Here is a 12523-nt window from a genome sequence, read left to right as displayed (position 1 = left end):
GCCCCGCACAGTCAGGGGCGCTCCAGGCCCCACGTCTGCAGGACGTAGGGCCGCCCCTTCTGCTCACCCTCGATCAGGGGTACGTCGAGCAGGCTGAAGCCCGCCCTCGTGGCCACCCCGACGCTGGGGGCGTTGTCGGCCTCAAGCTCCAGGATCACCTGTTCCGCCCCCAGCTCCTCGAAGGCGTACGCGGCCATCACCCGTACCGCCCGTGCGGCCAGACCGTGGCCCCGGTGGGCCGGGCCGACCGCGTAACCGAGCTCCGTGCCCTCGGGGGCGCGTCGCAGCATCACCTCGCCGAGCGGGGCGCCGCCGTCCACGGTGATCGCGAGCAGGATGGCCGAGCCCTCCTCCCGCAGGCGCCGGGCCCTGTCCAGGCGGGTCCGGGAGGCCTCCTCGTCGAAGGGCGAGACGATCGGGGTCCAGTGCGCGATGTCGGCGTGGTCGAACAGATCCGGCATCGAGGCCAGGTCTGCCTCCGTCCAGTCGCGCAGGACGAGGCCTTCCCCCGTGAGCTCGATCCGGTCGGGAAAGGGCGACGTGGTGCTGCTCATGATGCGGGGCCTCCCTGGCCTGTTCGGGACGGAGCAGGATATCCGTGCGGTGGCTACCAGGCCCCGTGGTCGAGCAACCCCAGCACGAGGACGGCCGCCGCCGTGGCGAGGAACACGATGCCGCCCACGATATTGCGGGAGCCCACCCGCAGGTGGGCGATGATCGCGCCGATGAAGTAGAGGATGAGGCCGACTGCGGCGAGGGTGCCCAGGAGCGGGACGGCGAGTCCCGCCAGCAGTCCCACCGTGCCCGCCGCGAGCAGCGAGCCCAGCACGGGCACCCATCTGCGGTGGATGCCCTTCATGTCCGCCTGGGTCTTGGGGTATTCGTGGCCGATCAGGTAGGTGACGGCGGCGGCGCCGTTGAAGACCGCGCCGAGGATGGTGACCGTGACGTAGGCGGTGAACACGATGTCTCCGATTCGTTCGATTCAGTGGGGAACGGTGTTGCTCGGTGCTCCCTCGCGGGAGGCCGTTTCCCTGAACGACGAAACCGGACGCCGGCTTGTGACATCGCCCATCACCCATCGCCCTCGCTCAGTCCAGCGCGTCCTCGATCATCGCCGCCCACTGCGCCACCACTCGGCGCCGGCGGGCCGTGTCGTCGGTGAGGACGTTGGCCAGGCCCAGGCCGCGGGCCATGTCCAGGAGGCCCTGGACCGTTTCGCGTACGCCGGGGCGGTTCTCGTCGGCGTGCAGGAGGCCGACGGCGATGCGGTGGGTCTCGCGGCCGACGCGGGCTTCGAGTTCGGTGACGCGGGGGCGGAGCTGTTCCTCGTTGGAGGCGGCGGCCCAGAGCTGGAGGGCGGCGCGGAAGAGCGGGCCGGTGTAGAGGTCGACCAGGGCGACGACGACCGCGGCCCGGTCCTGGTCGGGGAGGGCGCGCAGGGCGGCGGAGCGTTCCTCGGCGACGTACTCGACGGCGGCGGTGAACAGGTCCTCGCGGGTGGGGAAGTGGTGCTGGGCGGCGCCGCGCGAGACCCCGGCGCGTTCGGCGACGACGGAGACCGTGGAGCCCGCCCAGCCGTGTTCGGCCAGGCAGGCCACCGCGGCTTCGAGGAGCTTCTGCCGGGTGGCACGGCTGCGGTCCTGCTTGGGGGGTGTCAGAGCCGCCATGCGGGGTCCCGTCGTTCCAGGAAGGCCGTCATCCCCTCCCGTGCCTCGTCGGAGGCGAAGAGTGTGGCGGAGCGGGCGATGAGGTCTTCGGCGTACTGGTCGAAAGTCTCCCGCACAGTAGCCGTGACCAGCTCCTTCGATGCGGCCAGCCCCTGGGGCGAGGCCCTGCGCAGTCCGTCGAGTACCGGTACGAGCGCCTTGTCCACGTCCTCGGCGGCGAGCGTGACGAGGCCGGTCCTGGCGGCTTCGGTCGCGTCGAAGCGTTCGCCGGTGAGGTAGTAGCGGGCTGCGGCGCGGGGGTCCAGGCGGGGCAGCAGGGGCAGGGAGATGACGGCGGGGGCGAGCCCGAGGCGTGATTCGGTGAGGGCGAAGGAGGAGTCGGGTCCGGCGACCGAGATGTCGCAGGCGCCGAGCAGGCCGAGGCCGCCCGCCCGGACGTGTCCGGTGACTCGGGCGACGACCGGCTTCGGCAGGGTGACGATGCGTCGCATGAGGGCGACGAAGGCGTGCGGGTCGGCCGGTGCCTTCAGGTCGGCGCCCGCGCAGAACGTGTTGCCGGTGTGGGTGAGGACCACCGCCCGGATGCTCTCGTCGGTCGCGCACGCGTCTAGGGCCTCGGTCAGTGCGGCCACGAGCGGTGCGCTCAGGGCGTTGCGGTTGGCCGGGGAGTCGAGCGTGAGGGTGGTGATGCCCCGTTCGTGGGTGGGTGGGGCGAGCCGACTCATCCGATGGTCTCCCTCTGCTTCTGCCCGGCCGGAGCGTTGAGCGTGGCACCACGGACAAGAACAATCAAGCGTGCTTGCATGATTTGTGCGAGCGCGATGTCCGGGCAGCCCCCGGCCACACCGTGCGTCGGCTGGAAGGCAGATCGATCAGTTCGACGCCTCCTGTCCAAGGTGCCCAGAACAGGTGCCCAGAACAAGTGGTACAGAGCAAGAGGCACAGGCCAAGAGGCACCGAGAGGCCCATACGGCGCGAACGTTTCAGAAGCCGTCCCCGCGAAGTGCGGGCTCTGCAAGGATGATTTCCATGGCTGAGACGAATACGGCGCCTACCGAGCTGAGGCTGACGGTCTCCGGAACAGAGGCCCTGGAACACCTCCGCGCCCTACGCGAATGGCTGACCTTCGAGGAAGCACTTCGGGGGCGGCTGACGCTGCACGGCGAGGCTCCGGAACCGGGCCACATGGGCACGTCCATGGACGTTCTGATGGTGGCTCTCGGATCGGGCGGCGCCGGCGCCGTGCTGGCGCGCTCCCTGACCACCTGGCTGGTCCAGCGGCGCTCCGACGTCAAGGTCACGGTGCGGGCGCCGAACGGGGGGCACGTCGAAGTGGACGTCAAACGGGCCGCGGATCCAGCACGGGTGATCGCGGAGGTGCACACACTGCTGGGCCAGTTGGAGAGTTGAAGCCATCTCCAAGCCCTGGACGCCCGACGGGGCCTCCTCCCGTGCGCTGCTGATCGGCGTATCGGACTACACGTCCCCCGGCCTGGAGCAGATTCCCGCCGTGCGGAACAACCTCGACGCACTCAAGGACGCTCTCTCCGGCGAACGCGGCCTGCTCCTCCCGGACCACATCCGCATCCTCGGCGCGAACGGCGCCCCGGTCGACCGGGGCGCGATCGGCAGGGAACTCACCTCCGCCCGGGCGTGAGGCCGAAGACCTCCTGCTCGTCTACTACGCCGGACACGGCCTGCTCGACGACGGCGGCCTTCTCCACCTGGCAGTCACGGACACCGACCCCGACCCCGACCACGCCGGCTACACCGCTCTGCCCTTCCAGCTCCTCAAACAGGAACTGGCACAATCCCGCGCCAAAGCCAGAGTCCTCGTACTCGACTGCTGCTTCTCCGGCCGAGCCGTAGCCGCCATGCGCCCCCAACACACCCTCCTCTCCGGCCAACTCGACCTCGCCACTTGCCCTTCTCGTGGCCCTGCCGCTGCTACTCACCATGCGAACCTTCACGCGGAACGCTCGGGCAAAATACGCAAGCCTATCCCTCGACGGCACCGGCCTGTCGGTAGATAAGCCGGGATGGCCCCCGTTCCAAATCCCCTGGGAGCACGTCTCCCACCTCGGGGTTCTACATGGATACGTCTTCAGCACAAAATACGACGGCGCCCTGAAATCGGATGACGTTTTAATTGTCCGACTGTCGCAGAGCAGCCCTCGCATCAAGGGAACATGGTCCGCTCCGACAAAAGGAAACGAGGTTCCCCGCTCTCTCGGGAGAATCGGGTACGTCGGTTTCCCGATTCAGGACTTCAATGCGGACCCGATGCGACTCCGTCAGGCAGTCGAACGCCTCAGCGACCGGCCGTACCGATCCGATCTGGAACTCGGCGAGCTCGACCCACGGCTCCGTACCACGGTGTCGTGGATGTAGACGCCCCGCACACGGTCCGGCCGGTGGTCGCGGTCCGCGTGGTCGCAGGTTGCGGCTCCATCATCGCTGCTTCTCCCTGTCGCGCAGTTCGCGGCGCAGGATCTTGCCCGAGACGGCGCGCGGTACGGCGTCGACGAACTCGACGCGGCGGACCTTCTTGTACGGGGCGACGCGTTCGGCGACGTAGGTCATGACGTCGTCGGCCGTGAGCTCCGGGGTGGCCGGCCGGCGTACGAGGAAGGCCTTGGGGACCTCGTTGCCGTCCTCGTCGTACACGCCGATGACGGCGGCGTCGGCTATCGACGCGTGGCCGAGCAGCAGCGCTTCGAGTTCGGCGGGGGCGACCTGGTAGCCCTTGTACTTGATGAGTTCCTTGACCCGGTCGACGACGAACAGCCAGCCCTCGTCGTCCACCCGGCCGATGTCGCCGGTGTGCACCCAGCCGTCCGCGTCGATCATGGCGGCGGTGGCGTCGGGGCGGCCGAGGTAGCCCTTCATCACCTGGGGGCCGCGGATCAGGATCTCGCCGTCGGTGCCGGTTCCGGCGTCCTCGCCGGTGGCGTCGAGCGAGACGATGCGCATCTCGGTGTTGGGCAGCAGGGTGCCGACGGCCCCGGGCGGCGGGTTCTCGGCGGCCAGCGGGACGACGTGGGTGCCGGGCGAGAGCTCCGTCATCCCGTACGCCTGGCGCACGGGCGGCAGTCCGAGCCGGCGCGCGCAGGCGGCGGCGAGTTCGGCGTCGAGCGGGGCGGCGGAGCTGACGATGTACTCCAGGGAGGACAGGTCGTACCGGTCGACGACCGGGTGCTTCGCGAGGGCCAGCACGATCGGCGGGGCCACGTACAGGCCGGTGATGCGGTGCGTCTCGATCGCGGTCAGGAACTGGGCGAGGTCGAAGCGCGGCAGTACGACGACGGTGGCGCCGGTCCGCAGCGGCGCGTTCATCAGGGCGGTGAGCCCGTAGATGTGGAAGAAGGGGAGCACGGCCAGGATGCGGGCGCCGGCCCCCATGGGGACGAAGGGGCGCAGCTGTTCCAGGTTGGTGGCCATGGAGCGGTGGGTGAGCATGACGCCCTTGGGGACGCCCGTGGTGCCGGAGGAGTACGGCAGCGCGGCGATGTCCTCGGCCGGGTCGATGGTGATCATCGGTTCGGGGGCGGTGGTGGTGAGCATGTCGAGGACCGAGGTGTGCCCTTCGGCCCGGTCGCAGACGAAGATCTCCTCGATGCCGCCGACGAGTTCGGCCGCGCGGCGGGCCGTGTCCAGGAGCGGGGAGACGGTGACGATCCAGCGCGCGGAGGAGTCGCGGAGCTGTTTGGCGAACTCCTCGGACGTGGCGAGCGGGTGGGCGGTGGTGACGGTGGCCCCGGCCCGGGTGGCGCCGAAGAAGACGGCCGGGTAGGCGATGGTGTTCGGGCTGTGCAGGGCGAGTACGTCGCCCTTGACGAGTCCGGCGTCGGCCAGCCCCGCGGCGATCTTGCGGTGGAAGGCGTCGAGCTGCCGGTAGGTGAGCCGGTTGCTCGCGTTCGTACCGTCGATCAGGGCGACCGTGTCGCCGTACTCCGCGGCGGCCTGGCCCAGCACCGCGTCGTGGATGGCTGTGTCGAGTGGCTGGACGTCGGGGTAGTCGCTCCGGAACACGTGCACCATGGCGGGGAGTCCCTTCGATGCGGAATGGCGGGGCGGCGGCGGGAGCGGGCCGCCCCGTACGGCGCGTGGAGAGGTGGCGTGCGGCGCCGGGCCGGGGCCCGCGCCCTTGGGGGGGGGCGGGTCCCGTACGGCGTGGAGGGACAGGATGGCTGCTGTCAGTACGACTTGGGGAGACCCAGGGACTGATGGGATACGTAGTTCAGGATCATTTCCCGGCTGACCGGTGCGATCCGGGCGACCCGTGACGCGGTGATCAGGGAGCCGAGGCCGTACTCGCGGGTGAGGCCGTTGCCGCCGAGGGTGTGCACCGCCTGGTCGACGGCCTTCACGCACGCCTCCCCGGCCGCGTACTTCGCCATGTTCGCCGCCTCGCCCGCGCCGGCGTCGTCCCCGTCGTCGTAGAGCCGGGCGGCCTTCTGCATCATCAGCCGGGCCAGTTCGAGTTCGATGTGCGCCTGGGCGAGGGGGTGCGCGATGGCCTGGTGGGCGCCGATGGGTTCCTTCCACACCTGGCGGGTCTTCGCGTACTCGACGGCGCGGCCCAGCGCGTAGCGGCCCATGCCGATGCCGAAGGCCGCGGTCATGATGCGTTCGGGGTTGAGCCCGGCGAAGAGCTGGAGGAGGCCCGCGTCCTCGTCGCCGACGAGCGCGTCGGCGGGCAGCCGTACGTCGTCCAGGACGAGTTCGAACTGCTTCTCCGGCGCCTGGAGTTCCATGTCGATCTGCGAGCGCTGGAAGCCGGGTGCCTCGCGCGGGACGATGAAGAGGCAGGGCTTCAGCTTGCCGGACCTGGCGTCCTCGGTGCGGCCGACGATGAGTGTGGCGTCGGCGATGTCGACGCCGGAGACGAAGACCTTGCGGCCGGTGAGCACCCACTCCTCGCCGTCGCGGCGAGCGGTGGTGGTGATGCGGTGCGAGTTGGAACCGGCGTCCGGCTCGGTGATCCCGAAGGCCATGGTGAGGCTGCCGTCCGCGAGGCCGGGCAGCCACTGCCGCTGCTGGGCGTCGGTACCGAAGCGGGCTATGACGGTGCCGCAGATGGCGGGCGAGACGACCATCATGAGCAGCGGCGAACCCGCCGCCCCCAACTCCTCCAGCACGATGGAGAGTTCGGCCATGCCGCTGCCTCCGCCGCCGTGCTCCTCGGGGAGGTTCACGCCGAGGTAGCCGAGCTTGGCGGCCTCCGCCCACAGCTCGCGGGGGTGGGCGCCTTCACGGACGACGGCGGTCATGTAGTCGCGCCCGTAGCGCTTGCCGAGGGCGGCGACGGCTGCGCGCAGGGCCTGGTGCTCTTCGGTTTCGAGGACGGTGCTCATGCGGTCTCCTCAACAGGTGCGGATGCGTCTTCCGTGACGACAGCGAGCAGTGCGCCGACCTCCACCTGGAGGCCGGGTGCGGCGTGGAGCGCGGTGAGGGTGCCGGTGGCGGGGGCGAGGACGCGGTGCTCCATCTTCATCGCCTCCAGCCAGATCAGCGGCTGCCCGGCCGCGACGGCGGACCCGGCCGCCAGTCCCTCGGCCAGGCGGACCACCGTGCCGGGCATCGGGGCGAGCAGGGAGCCGGGTTCGGTCCGTACGGCGGGGTCGGTGAAGCGGGGCAGGGCGGTGAAGGCGTACGAGCCGGCGGCGGTGTCCACGTACCGCCGGTCGTCGTGGCCGTGGACGTCGAAGTGCCGGGTGACGCCCTGCGTTTCGACGGTGACGCGGCCGGGGCTCGCGGAGACGACGCGGACGCCGTCCGTGGGGACGGCGAGCCCGTCGCGGGTGGTGCGGTAGGTGATCTCGTGCTCGCCGCCGTCCGGTTCGCTGCGGTAGCGCCTGAGCCGGGGCTGCGAGGGGAGGTTGCGCCAGGCGCCGAAGCGGGTGACGCCTGCGGTGGCGGCGGTGTCTCGGGCGGCGATGTCTCGGGCGGCGGTGCCTCGGGCGGCGTCGGCGAGGGCGGCGGCGGTGGCGGCCAGCCGTACGGCCGCCTCGTCGGGTGCGGGGGTCAGCGCTTTCAGGTGGCGTTCGTAGAAGCCGGTGTCCAGTCGGGCCGCCACGAAGTCCGGGTGGCGCAGGGAGCGTACGAGCAGGTCGCGGTTGGTGACCGGGCCGTGGACGCGGGCGCGTTCCAGGGTGCGGGCGAGGAGGCGTACGGCTTCGGTGCGGGTGGGGGCGTGGGCGATGACCTTGGCGATCATCGGGTCGTAGTGGACGCCGATGGTGTCGCCGCCGGTGTATCCGGTGTCCAGGCGCACGCCGGGCTCGTCCGGTACGTCGAGCGAGAGCAGTGCTCCGGTCTGTGGCTGCCAGTCGCGGGCCGGGTCCTCGGCGTAGAGCCGGGCCTCGACGGCGTGCCCGGCGGGGTGCGGGGGCGCGGCGGCGGGCAGCGGCTCGCCCTCGGCGGTGCGCAGTTGGAGCGCGACGAGATCGAGGCCGAACACCGCCTCGGTGACAGGGTGTTCGACCTGGAGGCGGGTGTTCATCTCCAGGAAGTACGGCCGTCCGTCGTCGGTGACCAGGAATTCGACGGTGCCCGCGCCCCGGTAGCCGACGGCCCGTGCGGCGGCGACGGCGGCGGCGTGCAGCCGGTCGCGCAGTTCGTCGTCGAGACCGGGTGCGGGGGCCTCCTCGATGACCTTCTGGTGGCGGCGCTGGAGGGAGCAGTCGCGGGTGCCGAGCGCCCAGACGCCGTCGTGCGCGTCGGCCATGATCTGGACCTCGACGTGCCGGCCGCGCTCCACGTACGGCTCGGCGAAGACCTCCCCGTCCCCGAAGGCGGACAGCGCCTCGGCCGCAGCCGCCGTCAACTCGCTCTCCAGGTCGACGAGTTCACGGACGATTCGCATCCCCCGGCCGCCGCCGCCCGAAGCCGCCTTCAGGAGCAGCGGCAAGTCCTCGGCGCGGGCCTCGGACGGGTCGACGGGGGCGAGGAGCGGGACGCCGGCGGCGGCCATCAGCTCCTTGGCGCGGGTCTTGGACGCCATCAGCTCGATGGCCCTGACCGGCGGGCCGACCCAGACCAGCCCCGCGTCCCGCACGGCGGCGGCGAACCCGGCGTTCTCGGAGAGGAAGCCGTACCCGGGGTGGACGGCGTCGGCGCCCGCCGCGAGGGCGGCGGCCACGACGAGATCGCCGCGCAGATACGTGTCGGAGGGCGCGGCCCCCGGCAGCCGTACGGCGGTGTCGGCCTCCCGTACGTGGAGCGCGTCGGCGTCCGCGTCGGAGTACACGGCGACGGTGGCGATACCGAGCGCGCGGCAGGTGCGGAAGATCCGGCAGGCGATCTCGCCCCGGTTGGCGACGATGAGTGAGTGAATAGTGGCTGTCAAGGACAGAACTCTTTCCGCTAGAAGACCGCAACCATCAATTGAGGAACCCCGACGGCGAGCAACCACCTCCGCGAGAGCGGCGGCGGTTCAGCCGCGAAAAGGGGGCGCTCACATCCGGAAGACGCCGAAGCCGCCGCGGGCGCCCTCGACCGGTGCGGTGTGGATGGCGGACAGGCACATCCCGAGGACGGTCCTGGTGTCGCGCGGGTCGATGACCCCGTCGTCGTACAGCCGCCCGGACAGGAACATCGGCAGGGACTCCGCCTCGATCTGCTGCTCGACCATGGCGCGCAGTCCGGCGTCCGCCTCGTCGTCGTACGGGCGCCCCTTCGCGGCGGCGGAGGCGCGGGCGACGATGGAGAGCACCCCGGCCAGTTGCTGCGGGCCCATGACGGCGGACTTGCTGCTGGGCCAGGCGAACAGGAAGCGCGGGTCGTAGGCCCGGCCGCACATGCCGTAGTGCCCGGCGCCGTAGGAGGCGCCCATCAGCACGGACAGGTGCGGGACCTTCGAGTTCGACACCGCGTTGATCATCATCGCGCCGTGCTTGATGATGCCGCCCTGCTCGTACTCCTTGCCGACCATGTAGCCGGTGGTGTTGTGCAGGAAGAGCAGCGGGATGTCGCGCTGGTTGGCGAGCTGGATGAACTGGGCGGCCTTCTGCGACTCCTCGCTGAACAGCACGCCCTGCGCGTTGGCGAGGATGCCGACCGGGTAGCCGTGCAGCCGGGCCCAGCCGGTGACCAGGCTGGTCCCGTAGAGCGGTTTGAACGCGTCGAAGTCCGAGCCGTCGACCAGCCGGGCGATGACCTCGCGCGGGTCGAACGGCACCTTCAGGTCGCCGGGGACGATGCCGATCAGCTCGTCCTCGTCGTACTTCGGCGGCTCGGCGGGGCCCGGATCGCCGTGCGCCTTGCGCCAGTTGAGGCGGGCGACGATGCGGCGGGCCTGGCGCAGGGCGTCCTGCTCGTCGACGGCGAAGTGGTCGGCGAGGCCGGAGGTGCGGGCGTGCATCTCGGCTCCGCCGAGAGACTCGTCGTCGCTCTCCTCGCCGGTGGCCATCTTCACCAGCGGCGGACCGCCGAGGAACACCTTGGACCGTTCCTTGATCATGACGGTGTGGTCGGACATGCCGGGGACGTACGCCCCGCCGGCCGTGGAGTTCCCGAAGACGACGGCCACGGTCGGGATACCGGCGGCCGAAAGGCGCGTGATGTCGCGGAAGAGCGCCCCGCCGGGGATGAAGATCTCCTTCTGCGAGGGGAGGTCGGCGCCGCCCGACTCGACGAGGCTGATGCAGGGCAGCCGGTTGGCGAAGGCGATCTCGTTGGCGCGCAGGGCCTTCTTCAGCGTCCAGGGGTTGGAGGCGCCGCCGCGTACGGTCGGGTCGTTGGCGGTGATCAGGCACTCCACGCCCTCGACCACCCCGATCCCGGTGACGAGCGAGGCCCCCACCGCGTAGTCGCTGCCCCAGGCGGCGAGCGGCGACAGCTCCAGGAACGGGCTGTCCTCGTCGATCAGGAGCTCGATGCGCTCGCGGGCCAGCAGCTTGCCGCGCGAGCGGTGCCGCTCGACGTACTTCTCACCGCCGCCCTCCAGCGCCTTGGCGTGCGCCGCGTCGAGTTCGGCGAGCTTGTCGAGCATGGCCGCGCGGTTCGCGCTGTATTCGGGGCTCGCGGTGTCGAGCCCGGTGGGCAGGACGGTCATGCGTGCACCTCCGGTGCGTCGGCGCCCTCCTGCGGGGGCAGCAGGACCACGGGTATCTCCAGGTGGCGCGAGCGCAGCCACTCCCCCACCGCCTTGGCCTGCGGGTCGAAGCGGTGCTGGGCGGCGACGCCCTCGCCGAGCAGCCCGTGGACGGTGAAGTTCAGGGCGCGCAGGTGGGGCAGGACATGGCGTACGACGGTGAGCTCGGCGGTCTCCGGGAGCAGTTCGCGAAACCGCTCGACGGTCAGCTCGTGGGCCAGCCACCGCCACGCCTCGTCGCTCCGCACCCACACCCCGACGTTCGCGTCCCCGCCCTTGTCGCCGCTGCGGGCGCCCGCGAGCTGCCCGAGCGGTGCGGTGCGGGTGGGCAGCCCGGCGGCCAACGGCTCGGGCAGTACGGGCTGTTCGACGTCCGCGAGGACCCGCGTCCGGGCGGGCGGTCCCTGCACCTCGCGCCGCCCGTCCGGGAGCACGGCCACCTGCGTCACCTCCCCCGCCGGTACGTACCGGGCCTCGAACACCCCGTAGGGCGCGCCCTTTCCGGGCGGGGCGGTGACGTGGAAGCCCGGATAGCTGCCGAGGGCCAGCTCGATCGCGGCGCCGGACAGGGCCCGCCCGACGGCGTCCGGGTCCTGATCGCGGACGACGAGCCGGAGCAGGGCGCTCGCGGTCTCCTCGGTCGCGGCGTCGGCCCGGTCGGTACGGGCGAGCTCCCACCGCACCACGTCGGGCCGGCGCCCGGCACGGTCGAAGGCGTCCGCGAACTGGTCCCGGACGAGCTGCGCCTTGGCCTCGACATCGAGCCCGGTGAGGACGAAGACGACCTCGTTCCGCCAGCCGCCGAGCCGGGTGAGTCCGGCCTTGAGGGTGGGCGGCGGGGCCTCACCGCGCACCCCGGAGATCCTGACCCGGTCCGGGGCCTCCTGCGCCAGTCGTACGGTGTCGAGGCGGGTGGTGACGTCGGGTCCGGCGTACCGGGCGCCGCCGGTCTCGTACAGCAGTTGGGCGGTGACGGTACCGAGGTCGACGACGCCGCCCGTGCCGTCGTGCTTGGTGATGACGGACGTGCCGTCGGCGTGGATCTCGGCGACGGGGAAGCCGGGCCGCCGCAGGTCGTGGCCCCGGAAGAAGGAGTAGTTCCCGCCGGTGGCCTGGGTGCCGCACTCCAGGACGTGCCCGGCGACGACGGCTCCGGCGAGCGCGTCGTGGTCCTCGGGTCCCCAGCCGAAGTGGGCGGCGGCGGGCCCGGTGACGAGCGCGGCGTCGGTGACCCGGCCGGTGACGACGACGTCGGCGCCGGCCCGCAGGCAGGCGGCGATGCCGTCGCCGCCGAGATAGGCGTTGGCGGTGAGGTAGCCGTCGGGTACGGGGAGGCTGTCGCCCTCGACATGCGCGACGCGCACGGGCACGCCGACCCTGTCGGCCAACTCCCGCACGGCGTCGGCCAGTCCGGCCGGGTTGAGCCCGCCGGCGTTGGTGACGATCCGCACCCCGCGCTCCCGGGCGAGCCCGAGGCCCTCCTCCAGCTGGCGCAGGAAGGTGGTGGCGTAGCCGCGCGAGGGGTCCTTGAGCCGGCCACGGCCGAGGATGAGCATGGTCAGCTCGGCGAGGTAGTCGCCGGTGAGGACGTCGAGGGGGCCGCCGGTGAGCATCTCGCGCACGGCGTCGAAGCGGTCGCCGTAGAACCCGGAGGCGTTGCCGATCCGCAGCGGCGCGGGCGCGTCTGGCGCGTGCGGCGCGGGCGTGGGCGCGTCCGTCACATGCGACGCGGGCACGCGCGCGTCTGGCGCGTGCG

The 12523-nt window shown here is 71.7% G+C and carries 12 protein-coding genes; 2 read left to right on the top strand and 10 right to left on the bottom strand.

Annotated elements, in window-relative coordinates; genetic code table 11:
* Nucleotides 1-11: 11 nt before the first annotated feature.
* The 4 genes from ACZ6S6_RS22505 to ACZ6S6_RS22490 form a co-directional block, all read right to left on the bottom strand.
* Nucleotides 12-554: a GNAT family N-acetyltransferase gene (locus ACZ6S6_RS22505; protein WP_362964065.1), complete on the bottom strand. Its 543-nt coding sequence runs from the start codon at nt 552-554 to the stop codon at nt 12-14.
* A 53-nt stretch (nt 555-607) separates the two neighbouring features.
* Nucleotides 608-964, bottom strand: a complete 357-nt coding sequence (locus ACZ6S6_RS22500; protein ID WP_362964063.1) for a DoxX family protein — start codon at nt 962-964, stop codon at nt 608-610.
* A 127-nt stretch (nt 965-1091) separates the two neighbouring features.
* Nucleotides 1092-1670 (bottom strand): TetR/AcrR family transcriptional regulator, encoded by a 579-nt coding sequence (locus ACZ6S6_RS22495; RefSeq protein WP_362964061.1) that lies wholly within the window; start codon nt 1668-1670, stop codon nt 1092-1094.
* Entirely contained in the window at nt 1658-2395 is a 738-nt protein-coding gene (locus tag ACZ6S6_RS22490; protein ID WP_469706715.1) for an enoyl-CoA hydratase family protein, read from the bottom strand. Before ACZ6S6_RS22490 ends, ACZ6S6_RS22495 begins: the two co-directional genes overlap by 13 nt.
* Before the next feature lie 304 nt (nt 2396-2699).
* Between ACZ6S6_RS22490 and ACZ6S6_RS22485 the strand changes: the two genes are divergently transcribed.
* Entirely contained in the window at nt 2700-3080 is a 381-nt protein-coding gene (locus ACZ6S6_RS22485) for an effector-associated constant component EACC1 (protein ID WP_362964057.1), read from the top strand.
* A 100-nt stretch (nt 3081-3180) separates the two neighbouring features.
* Nucleotides 3181-3327 carry a hypothetical protein gene (locus ACZ6S6_RS22480; RefSeq protein ID WP_469706714.1) on the top strand — a complete coding sequence of 49 codons (147 nt, stop codon included), beginning with the start codon at nt 3181-3183 and terminating at the stop codon, nt 3325-3327.
* Here the strand turns inward: ACZ6S6_RS22480 and ACZ6S6_RS22475 are convergent.
* The 6 genes from ACZ6S6_RS22475 to ACZ6S6_RS22450 form a co-directional block, all read right to left on the bottom strand.
* Nucleotides 3308-3685 carry a hypothetical protein gene (locus ACZ6S6_RS22475; protein WP_469706713.1) on the bottom strand — a complete coding sequence of 126 codons (378 nt, stop codon included), beginning with the start codon at nt 3683-3685 and terminating at the stop codon, nt 3308-3310. The two genes, ACZ6S6_RS22480 and ACZ6S6_RS22475, sit on opposite strands and share 20 nt — an antisense overlap.
* Before the next feature lie 436 nt (nt 3686-4121).
* The gene (locus ACZ6S6_RS22470; protein WP_469706712.1) at nt 4122-5711 is read right to left on the bottom strand and encodes a 4-coumarate--CoA ligase family protein; all 1590 of its coding nucleotides are present in this window, start codon (nt 5709-5711) and stop codon (nt 4122-4124) included.
* Nucleotides 5712-5866: 155 nt separating this feature from the next.
* Entirely contained in the window at nt 5867-7027 is a 1161-nt protein-coding gene (locus ACZ6S6_RS22465; RefSeq protein WP_469706711.1) for an acyl-CoA dehydrogenase family protein, read from the bottom strand.
* On the bottom strand, nt 7024-9021 hold the full coding sequence (locus ACZ6S6_RS22460) for an acetyl/propionyl/methylcrotonyl-CoA carboxylase subunit alpha (protein WP_469706710.1): 1998 nt from the start codon (nt 9019-9021) through the stop codon (nt 7024-7026). Before ACZ6S6_RS22460 ends, ACZ6S6_RS22465 begins: the two co-directional genes overlap by 4 nt.
* A 108-nt stretch (nt 9022-9129) precedes the next feature.
* Complete coding sequence (locus ACZ6S6_RS22455) at nt 9130-10728, bottom strand: acyl-CoA carboxylase subunit beta (RefSeq protein ID WP_469706709.1); 1599 nt, start codon at nt 10726-10728, stop codon at nt 9130-9132.
* A complete protein-coding gene (locus tag ACZ6S6_RS22450; protein ID WP_469706751.1) occupies nt 10725-12488 on the bottom strand; it encodes an acyclic terpene utilization AtuA family protein in 1764 nt (587 codons plus the stop codon). The genes ACZ6S6_RS22455 and ACZ6S6_RS22450 overlap by 4 nt, the downstream gene beginning before the upstream one ends.
* Nucleotides 12489-12523 lie beyond the last annotated feature (35 nt).

Source organism: Streptomyces sp. NPDC048671 (assembly GCF_055587045.1).
Note: the sequence above shows the minus strand (reverse complement) of the source record. Positions and strands in the feature narration are given on the sequence as shown.

Bases quoted from the DNA above. Each gene is read 5' to 3' on its own strand.
- ACZ6S6_RS22505 (WP_362964065.1), bottom strand. From the start codon at position 554: ATGAGCAGCACCACGTCGCCCTTTCCCGACCGGATCGAGCTCACGGGG.
- ACZ6S6_RS22495 (WP_362964061.1), bottom strand. From the start codon at position 1,670: ATGGCGGCTCTGACACCCCCCAAGCAGGACCGCAGCCGTGCCACCCGG.
- ACZ6S6_RS22490 (WP_469706715.1), bottom strand. From the start codon at position 2,395: ATGAGTCGGCTCGCCCCACCCACCCACGAACGGGGCATCACCACCCTC.
- ACZ6S6_RS22485 (WP_362964057.1), top strand. From the start codon at position 2,700: ATGGCTGAGACGAATACGGCGCCTACCGAGCTGAGGCTGACGGTCTCC.
- ACZ6S6_RS22470 (WP_469706712.1), bottom strand. From the start codon at position 5,711: ATGGTGCACGTGTTCCGGAGCGACTACCCCGACGTCCAGCCACTCGAC.
- ACZ6S6_RS22465 (WP_469706711.1), bottom strand. From the start codon at position 7,027: ATGAGCACCGTCCTCGAAACCGAAGAGCACCAGGCCCTGCGCGCAGCC.
- ACZ6S6_RS22455 (WP_469706709.1), bottom strand. From the start codon at position 10,728: ATGACCGTCCTGCCCACCGGGCTCGACACCGCGAGCCCCGAATACAGC.